The sequence below is a fragment of the Advenella kashmirensis W13003 genome, from assembly GCF_000506985.1.
In the GTDB taxonomy this organism is placed as follows: Bacteria; Pseudomonadota; Gammaproteobacteria; order Burkholderiales; family Burkholderiaceae_B; genus Advenella; species Advenella kashmirensis_A.
Window position 1 is genome coordinate 519,592 of the sequence record NZ_KI650981.1, and the last position, 25,436, is coordinate 545,027.

Genomic DNA, 25,436 nt, shown 5'->3' on the forward strand with positions numbered 1-25,436 from the left:
CAGGGCCACTGACACACATATGTCATTCAGATGAGGTCATGCCTCACCCGGAATGTGCAGTTGCCGATGTTGTTCGACGCTGAAAGCGGCACAGACCCGCTACGCATGACATCAAGATGCATGTGGGACGCGAAACTTATTGTAAATGTGATTTTGTGGCGGTTGCAGCATTCCGGCCACAGTGCTTTTATTTCATTCAATACTGTATACAGGAAAAGGTTAAGGGCAGAATGCTTGTCAAGTGGTGCAGGGCGATGTTGCTGACGGGACTCGCTGCGATGTCGGGTACGTATCTACCAGCCGCATCCGGCCAGATCATGTCGTTCGCTCGGCCTTTTGTCGGGGTGGGTTCTGCGCAGCAAGAAATTGCCCTCAATCCGTGTTTGCCCGAGGCAGACGTGCTCAGGCAGTTCGGCGCTGTTGCGGTCGAGCAACTGCGCCAGGCTGCCGCCCGCTGGCCTGCCAACACCTGCCGTGACGCTGCGGTCTCTCATAATCTGGCTGACTGGTTCTACAACAGTTCGGCTCTGCTGGCCAAAACAGACCGGCCGCTGGTCATGGCCGTTATTATCCAGAAACGCACCCGATCGCTCGCTGCCTGCCGGGACGTCGCCTGTCTGCGTGACAAATTGCCTGCCATGGTGGACTGGGCCAAAACCAATCTTGACCGTACGCCGGTATACGGCACAGATGATCAGCCGATCAATGTGGAAGGGGCCTTGCTGTCGCTGCCCAAGCTGTCGCTGCGGGGACTGCATTTGCCTTTGCCCGGGCAGGAAAAGTTCTGCGCGGGCGTGAAAATCGATGATCTGGATTTTTTCAGCACCAACTTGAAAGTCTCTGGCAAGGCCTATGTCCTGGTCAAGTGCCGGGAAGACCGGGGCGATCGTAAAAACTGGATTCTTGAAAACGACGGTGGAAAAGAATGGCGTCCAGTTGTGGATCTGCGGGCCAGTTCAATGCAAATCGGCAATTTGCGCCGTAATAACCATCCCATTGTGGTCAGCTACCTGGAAGAAAATCGCGGTACCCGCGTGCGCATTCTGAGTTACCAGGACAACAGCTACCGGGAAATGCTGCGCTTTCTGGTGGTTGATGATCAGGCCAAACTGGCGCATGCATTCGAAGTCGAAGTCAATACCGATTTCTGATTTCTTGCACGCGCCGCCTGAATTTTTTTCTATCGGTGAACCTTACTCTGTATAATAGAAAGGTTTACTTACCGATACCAAAATTTGGGGTTCTGCGTGCTTACGTCTTCCATATTCGAGGATCATCCTCAGTTTCCACCCGCAATTCTAGCTCTGGCAGATGGCACGATTTTCAAGGGAATATCCATCGGGGCAGAGGGCCAAAGTGTGGCCGAACTGGTGTTCAATACGGCCATGACCGGCTACCAGGAAATTCTGACCGATCCCAGTTATACCAACCAGCTTGTCATGCTGACCTATCCACATATCGGCAACACCGGGGTCAATCCCGAAGATGTCGAATCTACCCAGGTCCATGCTGCCGGTCTGGTGATCCGGGACTGCCCGCGTCGTCTGTCTAATTACCGTTCAACCCAGTCTTTGCCCGACTATCTTAAAGAGCAGGGCGTCGTGGCAATCTCCGGTATCGACACCCGCAAGCTGACCCGTCGCCTGCGCGAAGGGGGTGCCCAGGGCGCCTGCATTCTCGTGGGCACCGACGAGCAGAAAGCGATCGAGCTGGCTGCAGGCTATGCAGGCATGACCGGCCAGGACCTGGCCAAAACCGTGACTCGCGCGCAACGCGAGGACTGGCAGGAAGGCACCTGGCAGCGCACGCAGGGATACACCCATCCTGCCCAGGACGCATTCCATGTCGTTGCCTACGACTTCGGCGTCAAATCCAATATTTTGCGCATCCTGGCCGATCTGGGTTGCCGCCTGACGGTGGTGCCGGCCCAGACGCCCGTCGACGATGTGCTGGCCCTGAATCCCGACGGAGTGTTTCTGGCCAACGGCCCGGGTGATCCCGAGCCCTGCGATTACGCCATCGAAACCGCCCGCGTCGTCATGGACAAGCGCATTCCGCTATTTGGCATCTGCCTGGGCCATCAAATCATGGGCCTGGCGCTTAACGCGCGTACGGTGAAAATGAAAAACGGACATCACGGGGCCAACCATCCCGTGAAGGACCTCCAGACCGGCCGTGTCTATATCACCAGCCAGAATCATGGCTTTGCGGTGGATGCCGATACCTTGCCGGACAATGCCCGGGTCACGCACGTGTCCCTGTTCGATGGTTCATTGCAGGGCTTTGAGCTGACCGACCGTCCTGCCTTCTGCTTCCAGGGTCACCCTGAAGCCAGCCCGGGTCCGCACGATATCATCGTGCTGTTTGAAAAATTCATCCGCTCCATGAGCGAAAAAAACTAGAGATATCATGCCCAAGCGTACCGACATAAAAAGCATTTTGATCATCGGCGCCGGTCCGATTATTATTGGCCAGGCCTGCGAATTCGATTACTCGGGAGCCCAGGCCTGCAAGGCCCTGAAAGCAGAAGGCTACCGCACCATCCTGGTCAACAGCAACCCGGCCACCATCATGACCGATCCGGAAACGGCCGATGTGACCTATATCGAGCCCATTACCTGGAAAGCGGTTGAAAAAATCATCGAAGTAGAGCGCCCTGATGCACTGCTGCCGACCATGGGCGGGCAAACCGCGCTGAACTGCGCGCTGGATCTTGCCCATCACGGTGTGCTGGAAAAGTACAACGTGCAGATGATCGGTGCCAACGAACAGGCCATTGAAAAAGCCGAAGACCGTCAGAAGTTCAAAGAAGCCATGACCAGCATTGGTCTGGAATCGGCCAAGTCGGGCGTGGCCCATACGCTGGAAGAGGCCTGGGAAGTGCAGAAACGCATCGCAGCAGAAGCCGGCACCAGCGGGTTCCCTGCCGTCATTCGTCCCAGCTTCACCCTGGGCGGTACCGGTGGCGGCATTGCCTATAATGCTGAAGAGTTCGAAACGATCTGCCGCCGGGGTATCGAAGCGTCGCCCACCAACGAATTGCTGATTGAAGAGTCGCTGCTGGGCTGGAAAGAGTACGAAATGGAAGTGGTTCGCGACAAGGCCGACAACTGCATCATTATCTGCTCCATCGAAAACCTTGACCCCATGGGCGTGCACACCGGCGACTCCATCACGGTGGCCCCGGCACAAACGCTGACCGACAAGGAATATCAGATCATGCGTAACGCGTCCATCGCGGTCCTGCGTGAGATCGGTGTTGAAACCGGTGGCTCCAACGTCCAGTTTGCCGTCAATCCCGATAACGGGCGCATGATCGTCATCGAAATGAATCCGCGGGTATCGCGTTCATCTGCGCTGGCATCCAAGGCTACGGGGTTTCCAATTGCCAAAGTGGCCGCAAGACTGGCCGTTGGTTATACGCTGGATGAATTGCAAAACGAAATCACCGGTGGTGAAACACCGGCTTCGTTCGAGCCCACAATCGACTACGTGGTTACCAAGATCCCGCGTTTTGCCTTCGAAAAATTCCCGCAGGCCGACTCACGTCTGACGACTCAAATGAAATCCGTCGGTGAAGTCATGGCCATGGGCCGCACCTTCCAGGAATCATTCCAGAAAGCGCTGCGCGGATTGGAAGTGGGCGTCGATGGCCTGAACCAGAAAACGCTGGATCGCGAAAAACTGCAGGTGGAACTGGCTGAGCCGGGTCCGGAGCGCATCTGGTATGTCGGCGATGCGTTTGCCCAGGGCTTTACCCTGGATGAAGTGCACGCGCTCACCAAAATCGATCCATGGTTCCTTGAGCAGATCAAGGAAATCGTGGATATCGAACTGGAACTGGAACAGAAAACCCTGTCCGACCTGAATGAAACCGTCATGCGCCGCCTGAAGCGCCGGGGCTTTTCGGATCGTCGTCTGGCATTCCTGCTGGATGTTTCCGAATCCGAAGTGCGCAAGGTGCGTCATCAGCTGGGCGTGCGCCCGGTCTATAAACGGGTCGATACCTGCGCAGCGGAATTCGCCACCAAAACAGCCTATATGTACTCTACTTATGAAGAAGAGTGCGAATCGCATCCTACCGACAGGAAAAAAATCATTGTCCTTGGCGGCGGACCGAACCGTATCGGCCAGGGCATCGAGTTTGACTATTGCTGCGTTCACGCGGCTTTGGCCTTGCGTGAGGACGGCTATGAAACCATCATGGTCAACTGCAATCCCGAGACCGTTTCGACTGATTATGACACCTCCGATCGCCTGTACTTCGAGCCGCTCACGCTGGAAGATGTGCTCGAAATCGTGCACCTGGAGCGTCCCGTCGGCATGATCGTGCAGTACGGCGGCCAGACACCGCTCAAACTGGCGCGTGCCCTTGAGGCCAATGGCGTGCCGATCATCGGCACCAGCCCTGAATCAATCGACGTTGCCGAAGATCGCGAACGCTTCCAGAAGCTGTTGCAAAAACTGGGTCTGCGTCAGCCGCCAAACCGCACGGCGCGTACCGAAGCCGAAGCCATCGCCCATGCGGCGGAAATCGGCTATCCGCTGGTGGTGCGTCCCAGCTATGTGCTGGGCGGTCGCGCCATGGAAATCGTGCACGAGCAGACTGATCTGGAACGCTATATGCGCGAGGCCGTCAAGGTCAGCAATGATTCTCCGGTACTGCTCGACCGCTTCCTGAACGATGCCACCGAAGTCGACGTTGACTGCCTGGCAGACGACGAAGTGGTATTCATCGGCGGTGTGATGGAACATATCGAACAGGCGGGCGTGCATTCCGGCGACTCGGCCTGCAGCCTGCCGCCTTATTCGCTGTCTTCCGAAGTCATCGAAGAAATCAAGCGGCAGACCAGCCTGATGGCGCGTGCCTTGAATGTGCGGGGTCTGATGAACGTGCAGTTCGCGATCCAGAACGGCGACGTATATGTACTGGAAGTCAATCCGCGTGCTTCACGCACCGTGCCGTTCGTTTCGAAGGTCACCGGCTACCAGCTGGCCAAGGTCGCGGCTCGTGCCATGGCTGGTAAATCCCTGGCCGAGCAGGGCGTCACCCAGGAAGTGGTTCCCGACTATTTCTGCGTCAAGGAAGCGGTTTTCCCCTTCGTCAAATTCCCCGGCGTCGATACCATTCTTGGTCCTGAAATGAAATCCACCGGCGAAGTCATGGGCGTTGGGCGCACCTTCGGCGAGGCTTTCGTCAAGTCGCAACTGGCAGCGGGGGTGACGCTGCCCGAAACCGGCACGGCGTTTCTGAGTGTCAAGGATCAGGACAAATCCAAGGCCGTCGAGCTGGCTCGCGGTCTGGTAAATCTGGGCTTCAAGGTTGTCGCAACGCGTGGTACGGCCGCCAGGCTGAACGAAGCGGGTGTGGCTGCCCAGGTCGTCAACAAGGTGACAGAAGGGCGTCCGCATGTTGTGGATATGCTCAAAAACGGTGAAATCCAGCTCGTGATTAACACCGTTGAAGAGCGGCGCAACGCGATTTCCGATTCGCGTGTGATCCGTACCCAGTCTCTGGCCGACCGCGTCACCTTCTTCACCACACTGGCTGGCGCCCGTGCGGCGATCGAAGGCATGCAATATCTGCGCGACGCCGACGGTATTCAGGTCTACTCCCTGCAGGCCTTGCATGCCGAATCGGCGCCTGACGCCAAGGCCTGATTTGCAGAAAAGGCCGGCGGCAGGATGCTGTAGAGAATGAGAACAATTGCCATTTTTCTTCGTGAAATTTGGCAATTGTTCTTTATCGCGCTTGCTTTTCTGAAACCTCTCTTAAAATATCACTTTACGTTTGATACTTTCTAGGAGTAGTAAAATGAAAGGCCATCCGAAAGTCATTGATTATCTGAACTTCCTGTTGTCGGGTGAACTGGCCGCAAGGGACCAGTACTTCATCCATTCCCGCATGTATCACGAATGGGGTTACAGCAAATTGTTCGAGCGCATCGGTCATGAAATGCAGGACGAGACCGACCACGCTGATGCATTGATCCGCCGTATTCTCATGCTGGAAGGCACACCCAAAATGGTGCCTGCCGAGATCCGCGTCGGCAAGGATGTACCCGAAATGCTCAAATTCGATCTGGATACTGAATTTGAAGTGCGCGATAACCTGAAAAAAGGCATTGCCCTGTGCGAAGAGTCCGGCGACTATGTTTCGCGCGAAATGTTGCGCGTGCAGCTGGAAGACACCGAAGAAGATCATGCGCACTGGCTGGAACAACAGTTGCGTCTGATCGATCGCCTGGGTATCCAGAATTACCTGCAATCACAACTGTGATTATTGCAAACGTAATCACAGCCCCGATAACCGCATCTTTGCAGTAGCTCTGTCGGCATGCGTGTATTCATCAGCGGCGCCAGCAGTGGACTGGGTGAGGCCTTTGCCCGATATTACGATGCCCAGGGCGCGCAGCTGGGGCTGTTCGCCCGCTCGCGCGATAAACTGCAGGCCCTGTCGGCCTCGCTGTCGCAGCCGGCAAAATGCTACGCGGGCGACGTTCGCGTTTCATCCGATCTTTATGCTGCCGCTGCCGACTTCCTGCAAGACGGCGCGGTAGACATTGTCATTGCCAATGCCGGAATCAGCGTTGGCATTCTCAATGGCATTGCTGAAGATGCCGAAGTGTTTCGCGATGTCATTGAAACCAATGTGCTGGGCATGGGCGCTACGTTCGAGCCGTTCATAGCCGGCATGCAGCAACGGGGCTGTGGCACGCTGGTGGGTATCAGCAGTGTGGCAGGTGTGCGTGGTCTGCCTGGTTCCAGTGCTTACAGCGCATCCAAGGCAGCAGCCACTGTTTTTCTTGAAAGCCTGCGGATTGATCTGTATGGGACCGGGGTCAAAGTCGTCACGATTGCACCGGGGTTTATCGATACCCCCATGACGCAGCACAATCCCTATCCAATGCCGTTTCTGATGCAGCCGGGTGATTTTGCCGCTCAGGCGGGTCGCGCCATTGCGCGTGGCCGTCGCTATACCGTCATCCCCTGGCAAATGGGGCTGGTCGCCCGGCTCATGCGGTTGATTCCGGGCGCTCTTTATGATCGCATCATGAGCCGGGCGGGTCGTAAGCCCCGGCGGCAATAAACCGGCCTGAGTCGAGTCCTCGCTAGCTACGCCTGCCATTATCAGATCGACAATCATCACGCCGGCAATAAACCGGCTTGAGCCGAGTCCGCCGCAAGCCGCGGCAGCCATCATCAGATCGACAATAATCGGGCTGCAGCGACCCGTCAATCAATGATCTGTCAGGCCGCCACGCCGGGCAGATGTGCCGTATCGGCCCAGGACACAATCTGCCAGTCATCATCGTTTGCAATGCGCAAGCGATTGATACTGGTATTGCGCTGGGTGAATTCGCGGGGCGCATCGGGTGGCAGCTTGCCGGCAGCCCGCCACATCATATCAATGGCGCCCCCGTGGCTGACGATCATGACCGTTTCGTTGCGATGCTGCTGCGCCAGGCCATTGAGTGTCTGGCGGATGCGCGTGTAAAAAGCCGCCAGATCTTCCGCCTGGTGTTCGTCCGGGCTCAGTTCGATCGCCACATTGTGATTGCGCGCTGAATCAAAACCCGTCAGCTCGGACCAGAGGCGGCCTTCGAGCACACCATAGTTGCGCTCCCGCAGTCCACGCAGTTGTTGCACAAACTTGTTGCGCGACTGGGCGTACGGCAGGGCGGTTTGATAGGCCCGTTCCAGATCACTTGAATAGATGTGAGTGGGTTCGGCTTGCGCAAAATGTGTTTGCAGGTGTGCACTCAGGGCCTGGGCCTGCGCAACGCCCGTGGGATTGAGCGGGATGTCGCGCCAGCCCTGCAGGCGTCTTTGGGTGTTCCAGTCGGTTTCCCCGTGGCGGATAATCCAGAAATCGGTATGTGACATAGTTCAGCGAATGATAAAAAAATAGGGCAGGGACCGGGATGCACGCGGGTCGGCGCAAAAGCAACAGTCAAACAGCAAACTGCCAAGACCCGGTTGTGCTTGCCCTGCGCACCAATGAAGCCGTACACTTCATACCCAGTAAAACATGACGTCATATTTCTATGGGGAAAGTAATGAGTGGACCTTTTTTTCCAATCTGGCGACGGGTCGACCGGGCCCGTGATCACCAGATTGTAGCACCCGACGAACGGCTCTCGTGGCCGCAAACAGCAGTCATGGGCGCGCAGCATGTGGTGGCCATGTTCGGGGCAACTGTGCTGGCGCCGCTGCTGATGGGGTTTGACGCCAATCTGGCGGTGTTGATGTCGGGTATCGGCACGCTGATTTTCTTCTTCTTCGTGGCCGGGCGCGTACCAAGCTACCTGGGTTCCAGTTTTGCCTTCATCGGTGGCGTGATCTCGGTCACAGGATATAGTGGCAGCGGCTTCAATGCCAATATCGGCGTGGCACTGGGCGCGATTATTATTTGCGGCCTGGTTTATGCGCTGGTCGGAGTGATCGTGTGGTTCGCCAATAGCCGCGGTAACGGCTCTGCCTGGATCGAGCGACTGATGCCGCCGGTGGTGACGGGCGCCATCGTGGCCGTGATCGGCCTTAACCTTGCACCTATCGCTGCCAAGGGCGCCATGGGCAGCGGCACCACATTCGAAGCTCTGATGGCCCTGATGACCATATTGTGTGTGGCCGGCGTCGCAGTCTTTACGCGCGGCATGATTCAGCGCCTGCTGATCCTGCTGGGTCTCATTGCCGCCTGCGTAGTGTACTGGTTGCTGACCAATGTGGCCGGTCTGGGTACCCCCATTGATTTTTCGGGCGTACAGGCGGCGGCCTGGTTCGGTTTGCCTACGCTGGCCACGCCGGTCTTCAGTCTGTCGGCAATCACGATCATGGTGCCAGTTGCCGTGATTCTGATCGCCGAAAATCTGGGGCATATCCGTGCGGTCAGCGCCATGACCGGCCAGAATCTGGACCAGTACCTTGGACGCGCGTTCGTCGGTGACGGAGTCGCCACTATGATTTCAGGAGCCGTAGGCGGAACCGGTGTGACCACGTATGCAGAAAATATCGGAGTGATGGCAGTCACGCGCATCTATTCGACGCTGGTATTTGTCGCGGCGGCGTGCATTGCCATTGTGCTGGGTTTCTCGCCCAAGTTCGGCGCCCTGATTCATGCCATTCCCGGCCCGGTTCTGGGCGGGGTCTCCATGGTGGTGTTTGGCCTGATTGCGATTGCCGGTGCCCGGATTTGGGTGGTCAACCAGGTCGACTTCGGCGATAACCGCAATCTGATTGTCGCGGCGGTCACCTTGTTGATGGGGGCGGGTAACTTTACCCTTCAATTCGGGGCTTTTAAGCTCGAAGGCATCGGAACGGCGACATTCGGGGCGATTATTCTGTACGCACTGCTCAACCTGCGCCAGCAACGCAGGACGCAGCCTGATCAGAGTCCTTTCGATCAAGAGACGAATTCATAAATTTGATATTTTTTCAATTGTTTTCAAGACTTTAGCGACTTTTCGCCCAAGGCTTGCATTTTGTCCCGGAATTGGGGACAATGTCACAACGATGTCCCTGGCACTAGCTCACCAGTGCCGGGGCTTATTTTTGGTTGTTTTGGTTATTGTCGTTTTACTAATTTCTTTTATTTTAACCTTTTAAACTAACATTTCTTTAGTGCTTTCGCCTGACATCGTTGGCAAAGCCGATAACACAACAGCACGCTCATCATCATGGCACCTCGAGTGCGATGGGGGCGTTTTTACTTTTTTGAGACAGCTATGGCAGGTATCCCATTAACAGCGCAAGGTGCGAAGCGCTTGGAAGAAGAATTGCACCGTTTGACCAGCGTAGAACGTCCCGCTGTGATTGAAGCAATCGCGGAGGCGCGGGCGCAGGGTGATCTGTCGGAAAATGCCGAATACGATGCGGCTCGTGAACGCCAGGGGTTTATTGAAGGTCGTATCAACGAGCTGGAAGGTGTTTTGTCCAACGCCCATATCATTGATCCGGCCAGCCTGGATGTCGATGGTCGTGTGGTGTTTGGCGCAACAGTCGGGATCGAAGATCTGAACTCCGGTAACCAGGTTACCTACCAGATCGTTGGCGATGCTGAATCCGACATCCGTCTGAACAGAATTTCTGTTTCCAGTCCGGTTGGGCGGGCGCTTATCGGCAAGTCCGAAGGCGATGTCGTGGTCGTGACAGTGCCGTCAGGCGAAAAAGAGTTTGAGATTACCTCTGTTGAATACAAGTAATTGAATCGCATTCTGCTATGCGAGGATCCGGAGTAGGTAAAAGCGTTTGTTGAACTGCACGGACATAAAATTGGCCTTCAGGGCATGGCCCAGATGCCAGTAGCAGCAAAAAAGCCGCAGAAAACAGTCCTGCGGCTTCTTTTTTATCCCAGTCGTATTTTGTTCCGGTAGCTGATGATTCTGGCATCCGGTTGTTTTTTTATCCCGGCAGCTTATTTGCCTCCGCGTCTGCCAGTGCGCCCGGCAGGTGTCGCGCGACGACCCGCCCGCAGCGACAATGCGCTACCCGCACGCCGCGGGATACCATGCGGGGCGTGGTCTGCACCCGGACGAGCAGTCGGTGCCCGAGCAGGCTTGTGGCTGCGTGTCCCGACCAGTTCGTCGTTGCCCTTGGCCGTTTTTCTTGGTGTCTTGCGGTCTTTCAGTGTTTTGCCGGCAGCCAGCAGCTTTTTGGGCGTATGCGGTTCATTGGGAAGTCGGCGACTGCGTTCGACGGGTTCTTCGGTTTTTTGTTCCCAGCGACGGTTTTGCGAGCCGTGTCGATATAAAATAAGCGTTTTGCCGACATGACCGACTGCGGCACACGATAATGAATCACAGATGGTGTTCAGCATGTCAACACGCGCGGCACGATCATCACCGGCGACGCGTACCTTGAGCAGGCCGTGCGCAGTAAGATTCATATCAATTTCTTTCAATACCGCTTGCGTCAGGCCCTGATCGCCAATCAGGACGACCGGCTTAAGTGGGTGGGCGGCAGCGCGTAGTTCGCTGCGCTCTTTAGATGTCAATTCTAGGATAGGCATAAGGTAATCAGGGCAATGGCCAAAAAGAAATTCTCGAAAGAATGGATACATCAGCACATCAATGATCCATACGTAAAAATGGCAAGTCAGAAGGGCTATCGAGCCCGGGCAGCGTTCAAGCTGATAGAGATCCTGGATTCGGAAAAACTGATGCGTAAAGGCGATATTATAGTCGACTTGGGCAGCGCGCCCGGTAGTTGGTCGCAGGTGGCGCGTGAAAGGCTGGTTGCAGAAGGCGGTGTGTTGCAGGGACGCGTCATTGCGCTGGACCTGCTACCCATGGAGCCGATCGCCGGCGTCGAGTTCCTGCAGGGCGATTTTCGGGACGATGCCGTCCTGGCTGAGCTCAACGAGATGGTGGGCGAGCATCAGGTCAATCTGGTCATGTCCGATATGGCGCCCAATCTGTCCGGTGTCAGCTCGGCTGATTCGGCCCGCATCCAGCACGTCTGCGAGCTGGCTGTGGCCTTTTCCCTGCAAAACCTGACCCCCGACGGGGCTTTGATCGTCAAAGCTTTTCACGGTAGCGGCTTTTCCCAGATCGTGCAGATGTTCAAACAGCATTTCAAACGGGTCGTTGAGCGCAAGCCCAAGGCGTCCCGCGATAAATCGTCGGAAACCTTTTTGCTTGGGCGCGGTCTTAAGCATCCGGACAAGCGGCAGGAGTCCTTGCAGGAACTGGGTGGCTGAGCGCCGACCACTCTGACTACCGATTGCCTCAATCCAATCAGGCATCGTCGGGCGGCCGAATGTAACAGTGCTGTCAAAAAGCGAAAATCGTGCTTGGAAACCGCTTTTTAGCCCCCATTATGAATCAGGAAAGTACTTTTTCGAGCTTGCGCATCGGTTCGCTCAGTGCGCGGCTTGCAAGACACCCAAACTCAGGCGATAGGGGCGCTTTTTCTCCAAAAATGCGCGAAATTCCGGGTAATGGTTTTAATTTGCTTTTCAGCCAGATGTAAAGCCTCTTTTTTTTATCAATAGGTTAGAATGATATGAACGGGGCAAAGACTTTGCTTTCAGGGTCATTTGCCATTCATCGCAGGAGTCAGATTGTTGAATAATTCTTTTTCAAAATTCGCCATCTGGGTGGTCGTAGCGCTGGTACTTTTCACAGTATTCAAGCAATATGACGGCGCAGGTCAGGTCAAAGAGGGCGTGAGCTACAGCCAGTTCATGTCTGATGCCAAACAGGGCAAGATTTCCAGCGTTGAAATTCAGGGCAATACCCTGACGGTCACCCCCAGCTCGGATGGTCGCCCCTATACGCTGACTGCTCCTTCCGACCTGTGGATGGTCGGCGATCTGGTGCGTGAAGGCGTCAATGTCACGGCCAAACCGCCGGAGCAGCCTTCGTTCCTGCTGAGCGCACTGATCTCCTGGTTCCCCATGCTGCTGCTGATCGGCGTCTGGTTCTTCTTCATGCGTCAAATGCAGGGCGGCGGCAAGGGCGGGGCATTCAGCTTCGGTAAATCGCGTGCCCGCATGCTCGACGAAAGCACCAACCAAATTACCTTTGCCGATGTGGCCGGTTGCGATGAAGCCAAGGAAGACGTGAAGGAACTGGTTGACTTTCTGCGCGATCCGACCCGCTTCCAGCGCCTGGGTGGTCGTATTCCGCGCGGCGTGCTGATGGTCGGTCCGCCCGGAACAGGTAAAACCCTGCTGGCCAAGGCCATTGCCGGCGAAGCCAAAGTGCCGTTCTTCAGTATTTCCGGTTCAGATTTTGTTGAAATGTTCGTCGGTGTCGGTGCGTCGCGCGTACGCGATATGTTCGAGAACGCCAAGAAGCAGGCGCCGTGCATTATCTTTATCGACGAGATCGATGCGGTCGGTCGCCAGCGTGGCGCCGGTGTCGGTGGCGGCAATGACGAGCGCGAGCAAACACTTAACCAGATGCTGGTTGAAATGGACGGCTTCGAATCCGGCCAGAGCGTGATTGTGATTGCCGCAACCAACCGCCCCGACGTTCTGGACCCTGCATTGCTGCGTCCTGGCCGTTTCGACCGCCAGGTCGTGGTCAGCCTGCCCGATGTGCGTGGCCGTGAACAGATTCTGAATGTCCATATGCGCAAAGTGCCGCTGGCACCGAACGTCAATGCGTCGGTCATCGCGCGTGGTACACCAGGGTTTTCGGGCGCCGATCTGGCCAATATCGTGAACGAGGCAGCCCTGTTTGCTGCCCGTCGCAATGGACGCACCGTCAACATGGCCGACTTCGAAAATGCCAAGGACAAGATCATCATGGGTGCGGAGCGCCGCTCCATTGTCATGCCCGAGGAAGAGCGCAAAAACACCGCGTATCACGAATCCGGACACGCCATCGTTGCCCGCATGCTGCCGAAAACCGATCCGGTGCACAAAGTCACCATCATTCCACGGGGCCGTGCGCTGGGTGTGACCATGCAGTTGCCTGAAGGCGACCGCTACAGTATGGACAAAGAGCGCCTGCTCAATACCATTGCCGTATTGTTCGGTGGCCGTATTGCCGAAGAAATCTTCATGAACCAGATGACCACGGGTGCGTCCAACGACTTTGAACGGGCTACCGCGATTGCCCGTGATATTGTCACCCGTTACGGCATGACAGAATCATTGGGTCCCATGGTTTATGCGGAAAACGAAAACGAAGTGTTCCTGGGTCGCAGTGTGACCAAGACCACACACGTTTCCGAGGCCACCATGCAGAAAGTCGATGCGGAAATCCGACTGATCATTGATGAACAGTACTCTGTTGCACGCAAGATCATCGAGGAAAACAGCGAGAAAATGCATATCATGGCCAAGGCGCTGCTGGAATGGGAAACCATTAACGCAGACCAGATCGCAGATATCATGGCAGGGCGGCCACCGCGTCCGCCAGAAGCGCCGGAACCCACCGGTGATTCTCCGGACACGCCACCCCCTCCATCGTCAGGCCCTGCCCGCAAAGAACCCGGCAGCGATAAAGCAACCGCTACCGCCTGATCAACGTGCTGTATTTTTCATGAATCATTCCACATTCATTTGCGGGCGCTTCGAGCTAACACTCAAGCGCCCGCTTGTTATGGGCATTGTCAACGTCACGCCCGACTCTTTCTCTGACGGTTCCTCCCATTTTTCCGCTGATGAAGCGACGCAACACGCACTCGATCTGATCGCGCAGGGCGCCGATATGCTGGATATTGGCGGGGAATCAACCCGTCCCGGTGCCGACGCCGTCTCCGAAGAAGAGGAACTGCGTCGCATTATCCCGGTCATCCGCAATCTGCGCGACTGCGGTAAGCCGCTGTCAGTCGACACCTTCAAGCCCGCCGTCATGCAGGCGGCCCTGCAGGCCGGTGCCGATCTGATCAATGATATTTATGCGCTGCGCATGCCCGGCGCGCTCGATGTGGTTGCTGCACATCCCGATTGCGGCGTGTGCCTGATGCACATGCAGGGCGAGCCCAAAACCATGCAGACTGCACCCACCTATGAGAACGTCACCGATGAAGTCTACCGGTTCCTGGATGAGCGCAAGCAGGCGTTGATCTCGGTCGGTGTGTCAGATTCGCGCATCTGTCTGGACCCCGGATACGGATTTGGAAAGACGGCGCAACAAAATTACCAACTTTTACGTGAACAGGACAGGCTGTCCGGTTTACACTCCCCGCTATTGATCGGTTTGTCGCGCAAAAGCATGATTGCGGCGGTGACAGGCCGCGCCCCGCGTGAGCGCGTTGCCGGCAGTATCGCCGGTGCGCTTGCTGCTGTAAACCGGGGCGCAGCTATCATACGAGTACACGATGTTGCAGAAACAGCAGACGCCCTCAAGGTATGGGCAGCGGTAGAACAAGGAGAAATCAATGGGTCGTAAATATTTCGGTACAGATGGGGTACGTGGGGAAGTCGGCGGGGCAGTGATCAACGCGGAATTTGCATTGCGCCTGGGCTATGCGGCAGGGCGGGTCCTGTCTAAAAACTATCGGGACAGTGCGCGCCCTATGGTGTTGATCGGCAAAGATACGCGTATCTCTGGTTATATGCTCGAATCAGCACTCGAAGCGGGTTTGTCTGCAGCGGGTATTGATGTGTATCTGGCCGGCCCGATTCCAACGCCGGCCGTGGCCTATCTGACGCGCGCCTTGCGCCTGACTGCAGGTGTGGTCATCAGCGCCTCGCATAATGCCTATCAGGATAACGGTATCAAGTTTTTCTCCGGCAACGGGATGAAACTGCCTGATGAGGTTGAGCTCGAGATCGAAGCTGCCCTCGAGGAACCTGTGGGTTGTGTCGATTCGGAACATATCGGGCGTGCCCGGCGCATGCCGGATTCGGCCGGACGCTATATTGAATTTTGCAAAAGCACCTTCCCCAATGATCTGGATCTGAAGGGGATGAAAATCGTGGTAGATGGCGCGCATGGCGCCGCCTATCATATTGCACCGCATGTCTTTCGCGAGTTGGGCGCTGAAGTGATCGCCATCGGCTGCAGCCCCGATGGGTTCAACATCAATCAGGGCGTAGGCGCCCTGCATCCTGAATCCCTGGCCGAAAAAGTCCGGGAAGAGGGTGCCCACTACGGTATCGCTCTGGATGGCGATGCCGACCGAATTCAGATGGTTGATGCCGATGGACGTATCTACAATGGCGACGAACTGCTCTACGCCATGGTCCGTGAACGCATGATGCATGGTCGCGTGGCTGGTGTGGTCGGTACGCTCATGACCAATTACGGTTTTGAAAAGATCATGCAAATCATGGGCGTGCCGTTCGAGCGTGCCAATGTAGGTGATCGGTACGTATTGGAAGCCATGCAAAAGAACGGCTGGCTGTACGGCGGCGAAAGCTCGGGTCACCTGCTTTGTCTGGATCATCACTCTACGGGCGACGGCATTATTGCCGGCTTGCAGGTGTTGACCGCGCTGGTGCGCAGCGGCAAAACCCTTTCACAGTTCATTTCTGATCTGAAGATGTATCCACAGATCATGGTCAATGTGCCCTGGAAAAAAGGCGCCGACTGGACAGCGCACGCCGGCCTGCAGACCGCCAGACAGGAAGTGGAGCGTGATCTTGACGGACGCGGCCGGGTACTGATCCGGGCCTCCGGTACTGAACCCAAGCTGCGCCTCATGGTTGAGGCCGAAACCGAGGAACTGGCCCGTCAGGGCGTGGAGCGTTTGCAGGCGGTCGATCTCAAATCCTAGCAACTGTCTGAGCATTTACCGGCACTTTGCACAACCTGCGCGCAATTGTGCGGTAATATTTCAAAAATTCGAAATATTACCTGTATGTGAAAAGTTTTTGTCAAATGAACCCGGTATCATGCAGCTTTATTGTAAAACTTAGGAATTGACCCAAATGCAAGAAATCATGCGGATCCAGGCTGACGAGGAAGATACGTCAAGCCACAGCCTGGTCTTGGGGATTGCTACAACAGACGAAGAAGTAGAGCAACTGCAGCGCTTGCGCTACGAGGTCTACACCCGGGAAATGAACGTGGTCTTTCCCGGGGCCATCGATGGCGTCGATATCGAGCCATTCGACAAGTGGTGCACCCATTTGATGGTGCGCGATCTGAAAAACGATGCTGTGGTTGGCACCTACCGCATTCTGAGTCCTGAAAAGGCAGTCGAAGCGGGCGGTTATTATTCTGAGCTGGAGTTCGACCTGACGCAACTGGGTGATATCCGGCGCGTATTGTGTGAATGTGGTCGCTCCTGCACACATCCCGACTACCGCAACGGCCAGGCCATCATGTTGTTGTGGAACGGGCTGGCGCGCTATCTGCTATCCAATAATTATCGCTATATGCTGGGATGCGCCAGCGTCAGTCTGGCAGACGGCGGTGTACAGGCCTCCAAGGTATGGCGGGCCGCCAAAAAAGATATCGATGCTCACCCGGATCGTCCTACCGTGGTTCCGATCAATCCCTATCCCCTGGACAAGCTGACGCTCACCGACGACGCCAAAACGCCGGCGCTGATCAAGGGATATCTGAAAATCGGTGCGCATATTTGTGGCGAGCCGGCATTCGACAAAGACTTTAACTCCGCCGATTTTCCGGTCATTATTGATGTGGCCAATATCGATCCGCGCTACAAAAAACACTTCGGCCTGGTCTGACCGGGCGTTTCTGTTTGTCCTGACGCTGCATGCCGGCTCGTTCGCCTGTAAAAAGAGTGTAGTCAGCCCCGGCATGGCCGTACCGACAGACCGTTCAGGTCGGCACGATATCCAGCGTGAAACCCACTTTTTTCCATTCAGCCGCTTCCAGGGCAAGCGTGTAGCGCGTGAGCGGGTGATCTTCCAGCCATTTTTTCCCGACGCATAATTTCAGTTTTTCCTCGCCTGTTTCCAGCGTGACCGGCAGAGCGGTGACGGGCTGTCGACGTCGCATGAACACCACGGCCAGCCGCAGGCATAAGGTCAGACGCCATTTGGCACGCGTGGGCGCTTCGGCCAACAGCTTATCCAGTTTCCCCTGATGGCCCAGGGTCAGGAAAGAGAGCAGTTCCTGTTCGGCTTCGGAAAAACCGGGCATATCGGCGTTGGCCATCACATAGGCAGTGTGTTTGTGATAATTGTTCTGTGAAATACTCAGGCCTGTTTCGTGCAGGTCGCAAGCCCAGCCCAGATAGCGCCGCAGATCATCCGCAGCAGGTTCGTCTGACAGTATTGAGTCAAAAAAGGTCAGCGCCTGTTTTTTGACGCGGGCGGCCTGGCGTACGTCGATATGATAGCGTTTCATGAACACCAGGGCAGTCTCATCACGTTTGTCATGAGACGTGTCGCGGCCCAGCATATCGTAAAGCACCCCGACGCGCAGGGCACCATCTCCCTGGTTCATCTGTTTGACCTGCAACTCGCTGAAAATCGCCATCATGATAGACAGGCCCGCAGGCAAAACTTCCATCCGGTCCGGTTTGAGGCCATGCAGTTCGGGGGCATGGGCGCTGCCGTGACGGATTAGCACTTTTTTTAGCTTCTGCATGCCGTCCAGCGTAATGCCTTTCTCGGAAAACCCCGATTCTTCCAATGTGGCGACCAGTGCCTTGGCGGTACCGGAGGACCCGAAAGCCTCGTCCCAGCCCAGATGCCGATATTGCCTGGAAATAATCTCGATTTCCTTGCGTGCGGCGATTTCTGCCTGTATGAATCCTTCTTCCGTGACTTTTCCGTCCGGAAAATACGCCTTGGTATAACTGACGCACCCGATGGCGAGCGATTTCATGAGCAGAGGTTCCAGCTCCTGACCGATAATGAATTCAGTTGAGCCGCCGCCAATATCGACGACAAATCGCTTGTTTATCGAGGGCGGCAATTCATGGATGACGCCTGAATAAATCAGCCGCGCTTCCTCCTGGCCGGAAATCACTTCTATCGGATAGCCCAGTGCGGCTTCTGCGCGCGGCAGAAAGTCAGCGACGTTGCGCGCGACCCGAAAGGTATTGGTCGCCACGGCTCGCACGCGGCCGGCGGGAAAATTATCAAGGCGTTCGCCGAAGCGGGACAGAACCGCGATGGCGCGCTGTATGGCTTCTTCGCTCAGGACGCGATCGGCATCCAGTCCGGCGGCAAGCCGGACCGTCTCTTTCAGTCGGTCAGTGGCGTAAATCTGAACAGATTGTTCATTCTGGACAATCCTTGCAATGGACAGGCGAAAACTGTTTGAGCCCAGGTCGACGGCGGCAAGTAATTGTTCCATGATGCATCTTGTAGGTAAAGGAAACGCCATTTTAGTAAAAAAGCCGAGATTGCGAGCGCAAGACGGCCATTTTGGCGCAGGATAATTTTTGTAATAATCCTGTTATATTTATGATGTATAAGAATCGTTCCCTTTAAAAGCCCGAAAATTACTCTACGCAGCTTACATGTCCGATACCAACACAGCTCCCGCAATGCCAGACGTTACTTTACTCAACCGAGAGCTGTCGCTGCTCAAGTTCAATGAACGTGTGCTGGGCATGGCCGTCAATCAGAGCCATCCGCTGCTGGAGCGCCTGCGCTATCTGTGTATCGTGAGCTCGAATCTGGATGAGTTTTTTGAAATCCGCATCTCCAGCCTGAAAGAGCAGGAACGTCAATTTCCTAATGTGCCGGGCGAAGACGGCCTGACGCCATCGGCGGCTTTTGAGCTGGTGCAACAGCGTGTGCACGATCTGGTCGACCGCCAGTATGCCCTGCTCAACAAGGATATTTTCCCAGCACTGCGTAAAAGGGGGGTGTCGGTCTTGGCGCCCAGGGAGTATTCGCCAGCCATTTCAGAATGGGCACGCGATGTTTTTCTGAACGAAGTATTGCCGCTGCTCACGCCGATCGGACTGGATCCGGCGCACCCGTTTCCCCGTGTTTACAACAAAAGTCTGAACTTCATCGTGTCGCTCAGCGGCCAGGACGCTTTCGGGCGTCGCGCGTCAATTGCCATCGTGCAGGCACCTCGCGCCTTGCCGCGCCTGCTTGAAATACCGGAATCGGTCTGCGGGCAGCGCCACACCTACACCCTGCTGTCTTCGCTCATGCAGGAGTTCTCCGGCGAACTGTTCCCGGGTATGCAGGTCAAGGGGCTTTATCAATGGCGTGTCACGCGCAACAGCGATCTGTTCGTCGATGAGGACGAAGTGACCAATCTGCGGCAGGCACTGCAGGGGGAATTGTCCCAGCGTAACTTCGGGGCGGCAGTGCGACTGGAAATTTCCGAAGACACGCCGGTGGACCTGGAGCATTTTCTGCAACGGGAATTTGCCCTGGACGCCAAGGATACCTATCGCACCCATGGTAGCGTCAACCTGACGCGTCTGATGCCGCTGTGCGATATCGACGCCGATCCCGAATTGGTATTCCCTAGCTACCGCGCCCGTCTGCCTGCGCCGTTCGATACCATGAATGACAATCCGGCCGATATGTTTGACGCGATTGCGCGTGAGGACCGGCTGCTGCATCATCCCTATCAGTCGTTCAAGCCCGTCATCGATTTTCTGACGTCTGCGGCGCTTGACCCCAAGGTGGTGGCCATCAAACAGACCATTTATCGTACTGGCGAAGACTCTGAACTCATGAGCCTGTTGCTGGCTGCGGCCAAGGCAGGTAAGGAAGTCACCGTCGTGGTTGAGCTGATGGCGCGCTTTGACGAACAGACCAACATCAACTGGGCCGCCAAGCTGGAAGAGGTGGGCGCGCATGTCGTGTATGGTGTGGTGGGGCACAAGACCCATGCCAAGATGCTGCTTGTTCTGCGTCGGGAGGGCCGTAAAATTGTACGGTATGGTCATCTGGGCACAGGTAACTATCATCCGCGAACAGCGCGGCTGTACACAGACTTTGGTTTGCTGACGGCCAACCCTGATCTGACCGATGATATGGACCGGGTGTTCTCGTTATTGACCGGACTGGGAACCCGCCGCCCGCTCAAGTTGTTGCTGCAGTCGCCTTTTACCCTGCATGAGCGGGTCGTGGAGATGATTCAGGCCGAAACCGCGCAGGCGCTGGCCGGCAAGAAAGCAGTCATTATGGCCAAAATGAATTCCCTGCTGGAAACCGAAGTCATTGAGGCGCTCTATAAGGCAAGCCAGGCGGGCGTTCGCATCGAGCTGATCGTACGCGGGGTCTGCGCGCTTCGCTCGGGCGTACCGGGTCTGTCGGAAAATATACGGGTGCGCTCGATTGTCGGACGGTTTCTGGAGCATTCCCGGGTCTTTTATTTTCATGCCGGCGGTCGCGAAGAAGTCTACCTGTCTTCGGCTGACTGGATGGCGCGCAATTTTTTCCGCCGGGTGGAAGTGGCATTCCCGATTCTCAATCCGGCATTGAAGAAACGGGTGATCAACGAATCCTTTATCTTCCCGTTAAAAGACAACGTGCTGGCCTGGGAGCAGAAACCCAGCGGCGAGTATGAACGGGTCAAGAATCGTCGTGAATCGTTCAATATCCATCACTATCTGATGAATCTGCTGGGAAAGGCAGTTTGAGGCAGCGGGACAGGGTATGCGCGCCGGTCGAAAGCGGCGGCGCTGCCACTTCGATGGAATGATTCCGAAACACGCGGGTAAACTTCAATAATGTGTCGCTGCCAAGAGCGGGTCGATGCACAAAAACAGACAAGTGAGGCACTTGATCCACGCAATTTTGTAACATGACGATATATGACAGTATTGATCCACTGTTGTTCTGAATCCGCTTTTTATTCAGATTTTTTTGGCTTTAATACAGCCATCATATAATGAAATATATGAAGCAAGCATTTGATATTATTAAAAAAAATAAACATGCTTAGTGGTTTCCCTAGCGAAGGAATCAAATTGCCTTATATTTGTCACTATCCTGTCATAAAGCGGTTTTACTATACTCGGGAAGGACATCAAGGTTCGTATTTTGTTACCTCTTTAACGTATTAAGGAATATACATGTTCAAACATGCACTCAAAAGCGTTTCTGTTGCCGTCGCGCTGTCGACAGCGGCTTTCGCTGCTCATGCTGCCGCAACTGTGACCGGTGCAGGCGCTTCTTTCCCATATCCTGTTTATGCGAAATGGGCTTCCCTGTACGCAGCAGAAACCGGTAATAAAATCAATTACCAATCTATCGGTTCCGGTGGCGGTCAGCAGCAGATTATCGCCAAAACAGTCGATTTCGGCGCATCTGACGATCCATTGAACGAGAAAAAACTGTCTGAAAACGGCCTGTTGCAGTTCCCGGCCGTCATCGGCGGCACGGTGCCTGTTGTCAATATCGACGGCATCAAACCCGGTCAGCTGAAACTGACAGGTCCGGTCCTCGCCGACATTTTCCTGGGCAAAGTGACCAAATGGAATGACCAGGCTATCGCTTCCCTGAACCCAGGTGTGACGCTGCCTGACGCGGCAATCATTGTTGTGCACCGTTCAGACGGTTCAGGCACCACATTCGGGTGGACCAACTATCTGTCCAAAGTGTCTGCAGACTGGAAAGACAAAGTGGGCGAAGGCAAAGCCGTTAAATGGCCTACAGGTCAGGGCGGTAAGGGTAACGAAGGCGTGGCCGCTTATGTTGGTCAGCTGAAGAACTCTATCGGTTACGTTGAATACGCGTATGCCAAACAGAACAACCTGTCCTGGACACAGCTGAAAAACAAAGACGGCAAATTCGTTCAGCCTGAACAGAAAGCGTTTGCCGCTGCCGCTGCAAACGCCGACTGGAAAAGCGCACCTGGCATGGGTGTGGTTCTGACAGAAGAGCCTGGTGCTGATTCCTGGCCTGTGACTGCAGCCACCTTCATCCTGGTTCACAAAAAAGCTGACAAGCCTGAGCAAACGAAAGCCGTTCTGTCTTTCTTTGACTGGGCCTTCAAAAACGGTGGGAAATCGGCTTCAGAGATCGATTATGTACCCCTGCCAGACGAAGTGACCAAAGAAGTTCGCGCAGCATGGGCTTCAGAAATCAAATCTGCCGACGGTCAGGCAGTCTGGAAATAATCAGGTCAATCAAAACCTGAGTACCTAATAAAACATGGCGACTTAAATTTTTAAGCCGCCATGTTTTTTACGAACACCTAGACGGGTTTACAATGAGCGTTTCGATAACGACTACCGCAGCCGGGCCCAACCAGTCCGCCATCCAGACTATGCAAAAAGAACTTCCTCCCACTCCAGCCCGGAGCAACGCGTTCGCCGACGTTCTGTTCAAGAACATCGCCCGCTTTTTTGCTTTCTTTGTATTTTCGCTTCTTGCGGCTATTATGGTGTCGCTGGTGTATGGAAGTCAGGAAACGCTGCTCAAGTATGGTGCCGCATTCTTGTGGACCAATGACTGGGACCCGGTCAATGATATCTACGGTGCTGTTGTTCCCATTATCGGTACGCTTATCACGGCATTTGTCGCTCTCATTATTGCGGTGCCGGTCTCTTTCGGTATCGCCATGTTCCTGACCGAGCTGTCCCCTACATGGTTGCGTCGCCCGCTGGGCACGGCAGTGGAACTGCTTGCTGCCGTCCCTTCCATTATTTACGGCATGTGGGGACTTTTCGTCTTCGTGCCCATCTTTCAGCAGTACATCCAGCCCACGTTAATCAACGTGCTGGGTGCCATTCCGTTCATCGGACAGTTTTTTCAGGGTGCGCCTTTCGGTATTGGTCTTTTCACCGCCGGGCTTATCCTGTCCATCATGATTATTCCCTATATTGCGTCGGTCATGCGTGACGTGTTCGAGGTCGTGCCGCCCATGCTCAAGGAATCGGCCTATGGTCTGGGTTCCACAACCTGGGAAGTCATGTGGCGGGTCGTGCTGCCCTTCACGAAAAGCGGTGTGATCGGCGGCATTATGCTGGGATTGGGTCGTGCATTAGGTGAAACGATGGCTGTCACGTTCGTGATCGGCAACTCCTTCCGCCTGCCCGGCAGTGTGTTCGATCCGTCCAACTCTATTGCATCGGCCATTGCCAATGAATTTAACGAAGCAGGGGGCCTGCAGAAATCATCGCTGATCGAGCTGGGGCTGATCCTGTTCCTGATTACAACGGTGGTATTGATGGCTTCGCGACTGATGCTGGCAAAAATGTCAGCGGGCGAAGGCAAAAAGTCCTGATTGAGGCGAAAGAGATACTTTATGAACACAACAACAGCATCCATCACGACAACTCCGGCCAATTCGGCCATCAACCCTAATAACGGCATCTATCGTCGCCGCCATCTCCGTAACAAGATCATGCTGACCTTATCATCAGCAGCCCTGATTTTCGGGCTGTTCTGGCTGGTCTGGATTCTGTTCACCCTGGCGATCAAGGGCGGCGGATCACTCTCCCTGTCTCTCTTTACGGAAAAAACGCCCGGACCAGGCGAAGCGGGCGGTCTGGCCAACGCGCTGATCGGTTCGGTCCTGATGTCGGCCGTTGGTACCGCGATCGGTACACCGATAGGCATTCTGGCCGGTACGTATCTGGCCGAATATGGCCAGCGCGGCTGGCTTGCGCCGGCCACCCGGTTCCTCAATGACGTGCTGCTGTCAGCCCCGTCCATCGTGATCGGTCTGTTTATTTATGCGATCGTGGTGTCCAATTCCGGCCATTATTCAGGCTGGGCAGGTTCATTTGCCCTGGCTATTCTGGTGATCCCCGTCGTGGTGCGTACCACAGACAACATGCTGGCCCTGGTACCCAACAGCCTGCGTGAAGCGGCATCTGCCCTGGGCTGCCCGAAATGGCGGGTCATTACACTGGTGTGCTACAAGGCGGCCATGTCCGGTATTCTGACGGGCGTGCTGCTGGCGGTGGCCCGTATTGCCGGTGAAACTGCGCCTTTGCTGTTTACTGCGCTGTCGAACCAGTTCACCAGCTGGAATATGAATGGGCCGATGGCCAACCTGCCGGTCGTGATCTATCAATACGCGGCCAGCCCCTTTAAAGACTGGAATGAACTGGCATGGGCAGGCGCGACCCTGATCACATTGCTGGTGCTGGCACTCAACATTCTGGCCCGTAACGCGTTTCGCAGCAAATAATCTGCGGCCCTCACATTAAAGTATTCGTCAGGAAGACACACATGGAAAACTTGGTTACGAACGACCAGACAAAGATTGAAGTCAAGAATCTGAATTTTTACTACGGCAAGTTTCACGCGATCAAAGACGTGAACATGCGTATTGCCAAGAACAAGGTCACGGCATTCATCGGCCCTTCAGGTTGCGGCAAATCGACACTGCTGCGTGTATTCAACCGCATGTACGAGCTGTATCCAGGCCAGCGCGCAGAAGGCGAAATCAATATGGACGGCGAGAACCTGCTGACGTCCAAGCAGGATATCGCGCTGTTGCGTGCCAAGGTCGGCATGGTGTTCCAGAAACCCACACCATTCCCCATGAGCATCTACGATAACGTTGCATTCGGTGTGAAACTGTTCGAACGCCTGAGCAAGGCCGCGATGGACGAGCGCGTCGAATGGGCTCTGACCAAAGCGGCGCTCTGGAACGAAGTCAAAGACAAACTGGCTCAAAGCGGTAACGGCCTGTCAGGTGGACAGCAACAGCGTTTGTGCATCGCACGCGGTATCGCCATCAAGCCCGAAGTCCTCCTGCTGGACGAACCCTGCTCGGCGCTGGACCCGATTTCGACCGTCAAAATCGAAGAGCTGATTACCGAACTGAAAAAAGACTATACGGTGGCCATCGTGACGCACAACATGCAGCAGGCGGCCCGTTGCTCCGATTACACCGCCTATATGTATCTGGGTGAGCTGATGGAATTTGGAGAGACCGAGCAGATGTTCGTCAAACCAAAACGCAAGGAAACAGAAGACTACATCACGGGTCGTTTCGGCTAAATCCTGTGGCGGAGCCCACGCTCCGGTTGGCGTGTGTTGTACTGTGGTAAGTGAACTGCGCCCCGTTGTGCTCGATTATGAAGTGACCCCACAAAGTTGGACGATTAAAGCTAGGTTTTGAAGGCCTGGGTTCGGTATTGCACCGGGCTCAGGCCATTTAGTTTTGTTTTGATGCGCT

21 protein-coding genes are annotated in these 25,436 nt (G+C 55.3%); 17 read left to right on the top strand and 4 right to left on the bottom strand.

All coding sequences use genetic code 11. The annotated features are described in order from the left end of the window. Nucleotides 1-230: 230 nt before the first annotated feature. From W822_RS45975 to W822_RS41910, 5 genes are all read left to right on the top strand, one after another. Complete coding sequence (locus tag W822_RS45975; protein ID WP_155848203.1) at nucleotides 231-1,151, top strand: hypothetical protein; 921 nt, start codon at nucleotides 231-233, stop codon at nucleotides 1,149-1,151. 96 nt (nucleotides 1,152-1,247) lie between these two features. After that, nucleotides 1,248-2,402 carry a glutamine-hydrolyzing carbamoyl-phosphate synthase small subunit gene (gene carA / locus W822_RS41895; protein ID WP_024006758.1) on the top strand — a complete coding sequence of 385 codons (1,155 nt, stop codon included), beginning with the start codon at nucleotides 1,248-1,250 and terminating at the stop codon, nucleotides 2,400-2,402. Between the two features lie 7 nt (nucleotides 2,403-2,409). Next, nucleotides 2,410-5,661: a carbamoyl-phosphate synthase large subunit gene (gene carB, locus W822_RS41900; protein ID WP_024006759.1), complete on the top strand. Its 3,252-nt coding sequence runs from the start codon at nucleotides 2,410-2,412 to the stop codon at nucleotides 5,659-5,661. Between the two features lie 154 nt (nucleotides 5,662-5,815). Then, complete coding sequence (gene bfr / locus W822_RS41905; RefSeq protein ID WP_024006760.1) at nucleotides 5,816-6,280, top strand: bacterioferritin; 465 nt, start codon at nucleotides 5,816-5,818, stop codon at nucleotides 6,278-6,280. A gap of 57 nt (nucleotides 6,281-6,337) precedes the next feature. Further along, nucleotides 6,338-7,090 (top strand): SDR family oxidoreductase, encoded by a 753-nt coding sequence (locus W822_RS41910; protein ID WP_024006761.1) that lies wholly within the window; start codon nucleotides 6,338-6,340, stop codon nucleotides 7,088-7,090. Between the two features lie 161 nt (nucleotides 7,091-7,251). On the opposite strand, the gene W822_RS41915 is transcribed toward W822_RS41910, so the two are convergent. Beyond that, nucleotides 7,252-7,887, bottom strand: a complete 636-nt coding sequence (locus W822_RS41915) for a histidine phosphatase family protein (RefSeq protein WP_024006762.1) — start codon at nucleotides 7,885-7,887, stop codon at nucleotides 7,252-7,254. A gap of 173 nt (nucleotides 7,888-8,060) precedes the next feature. Here W822_RS41915 and W822_RS41920 point away from each other — a divergent pair, with 173 nt between their 5' ends. Continuing rightward, nucleotides 8,061-9,422 carry a solute carrier family 23 protein gene (locus W822_RS41920; RefSeq protein WP_024006763.1) on the top strand — a complete coding sequence of 454 codons (1,362 nt, stop codon included), beginning with the start codon at nucleotides 8,061-8,063 and terminating at the stop codon, nucleotides 9,420-9,422. A 303-nt stretch (nucleotides 9,423-9,725) separates the two neighbouring features. Next, on the top strand, nucleotides 9,726-10,202 hold the full coding sequence (greA, locus tag W822_RS41925) for a transcription elongation factor GreA (protein ID WP_024006764.1): 477 nt from the start codon (nucleotides 9,726-9,728) through the stop codon (nucleotides 10,200-10,202). 212 nt (nucleotides 10,203-10,414) lie between these two features. Here the strand turns inward: greA and W822_RS41930 are convergent, their stop codons facing one another. Next, nucleotides 10,415-11,008: a YhbY family RNA-binding protein gene (locus W822_RS41930; protein ID WP_024006765.1), complete on the bottom strand. Its 594-nt coding sequence runs from the start codon at nucleotides 11,006-11,008 to the stop codon at nucleotides 10,415-10,417. A 15-nt stretch (nucleotides 11,009-11,023) separates the two neighbouring features. Between W822_RS41930 and W822_RS41935 the strand changes: the two genes are divergently transcribed. The 5 genes from W822_RS41935 (at nucleotide 11,024) to W822_RS41955 (ending at nucleotide 17,095) form a co-directional block, all read left to right on the top strand. Beyond that, nucleotides 11,024-11,698, top strand: coding sequence for an RlmE family RNA methyltransferase (locus tag W822_RS41935; RefSeq protein WP_024006766.1), 675 nt, complete (start codon nucleotides 11,024-11,026; stop codon nucleotides 11,696-11,698). A 366-nt stretch (nucleotides 11,699-12,064) separates the two neighbouring features. Beyond that, nucleotides 12,065-13,975: an ATP-dependent zinc metalloprotease FtsH gene (gene ftsH, locus W822_RS41940; RefSeq protein WP_024006767.1), complete on the top strand. Its 1,911-nt coding sequence runs from the start codon at nucleotides 12,065-12,067 to the stop codon at nucleotides 13,973-13,975. 19 nt (nucleotides 13,976-13,994) lie between these two features. Further along, a complete protein-coding gene (gene folP / locus W822_RS41945; protein WP_031243437.1) occupies nucleotides 13,995-14,846 on the top strand; it encodes a dihydropteroate synthase in 852 nt (283 codons plus the stop codon). After that, on the top strand, nucleotides 14,836-16,176 hold the full coding sequence (gene glmM / locus W822_RS41950; RefSeq protein WP_024006769.1) for a phosphoglucosamine mutase: 1,341 nt from the start codon (nucleotides 14,836-14,838) through the stop codon (nucleotides 16,174-16,176). Before folP ends, glmM begins: the two co-directional genes overlap by 11 nt. Nucleotides 16,177-16,330: 154 nt before the next feature. Beyond that, complete coding sequence (locus W822_RS41955; RefSeq protein WP_024006770.1) at nucleotides 16,331-17,095, top strand: GNAT family N-acetyltransferase; 765 nt, start codon at nucleotides 16,331-16,333, stop codon at nucleotides 17,093-17,095. A gap of 94 nt (nucleotides 17,096-17,189) precedes the next feature. Here the strand turns inward: W822_RS41955 and ppx are convergent, their stop codons facing one another. Then, the gene (ppx, locus tag W822_RS41960) at nucleotides 17,190-18,677 is read right to left on the bottom strand and encodes an exopolyphosphatase (RefSeq protein ID WP_024006771.1); all 1,488 of its coding nucleotides are present in this window, start codon (nucleotides 18,675-18,677) and stop codon (nucleotides 17,190-17,192) included. Nucleotides 18,678-18,843: 166 nt separating this feature from the next. On the opposite strand from ppx, the gene ppk1 reads away from it, so the two are divergent. The 5 genes from ppk1 (at nucleotide 18,844) to pstB (ending at nucleotide 25,258) form a co-directional block, all read left to right on the top strand. Next, nucleotides 18,844-20,937, top strand: a complete 2,094-nt coding sequence (gene ppk1, locus W822_RS41965) for a polyphosphate kinase 1 (RefSeq protein ID WP_024006772.1) — start codon at nucleotides 18,844-18,846, stop codon at nucleotides 20,935-20,937. Between the two features lie 435 nt (nucleotides 20,938-21,372). Beyond that, on the top strand, nucleotides 21,373-22,419 hold the full coding sequence (pstS, locus tag W822_RS41970; RefSeq protein WP_024006773.1) for a phosphate ABC transporter substrate-binding protein PstS: 1,047 nt from the start codon (nucleotides 21,373-21,375) through the stop codon (nucleotides 22,417-22,419). Between the two features lie 149 nt (nucleotides 22,420-22,568). Beyond that, complete coding sequence (pstC, locus tag W822_RS41975) at nucleotides 22,569-23,528, top strand: phosphate ABC transporter permease subunit PstC (RefSeq protein ID WP_024006774.1); 960 nt, start codon at nucleotides 22,569-22,571, stop codon at nucleotides 23,526-23,528. Nucleotides 23,529-23,549: 21 nt separating this feature from the next. Beyond that, the gene (pstA, locus tag W822_RS41980) at nucleotides 23,550-24,440 is read left to right on the top strand and encodes a phosphate ABC transporter permease PstA (RefSeq protein ID WP_024006775.1); all 891 of its coding nucleotides are present in this window, start codon (nucleotides 23,550-23,552) and stop codon (nucleotides 24,438-24,440) included. A 41-nt stretch (nucleotides 24,441-24,481) separates the two neighbouring features. After that, nucleotides 24,482-25,258, top strand: coding sequence for a phosphate ABC transporter ATP-binding protein PstB (gene pstB, locus W822_RS41985; RefSeq protein WP_024006776.1), 777 nt, complete (start codon nucleotides 24,482-24,484; stop codon nucleotides 25,256-25,258). A 110-nt stretch (nucleotides 25,259-25,368) separates the two neighbouring features. On the opposite strand, the gene W822_RS46810 is transcribed toward pstB, so the two are convergent. Continuing rightward, nucleotides 25,369-25,436: IS3 family transposase (locus tag W822_RS46810; protein ID WP_367379368.1), on the bottom strand; the 68-nt coding region annotated here is incomplete at its 5' end.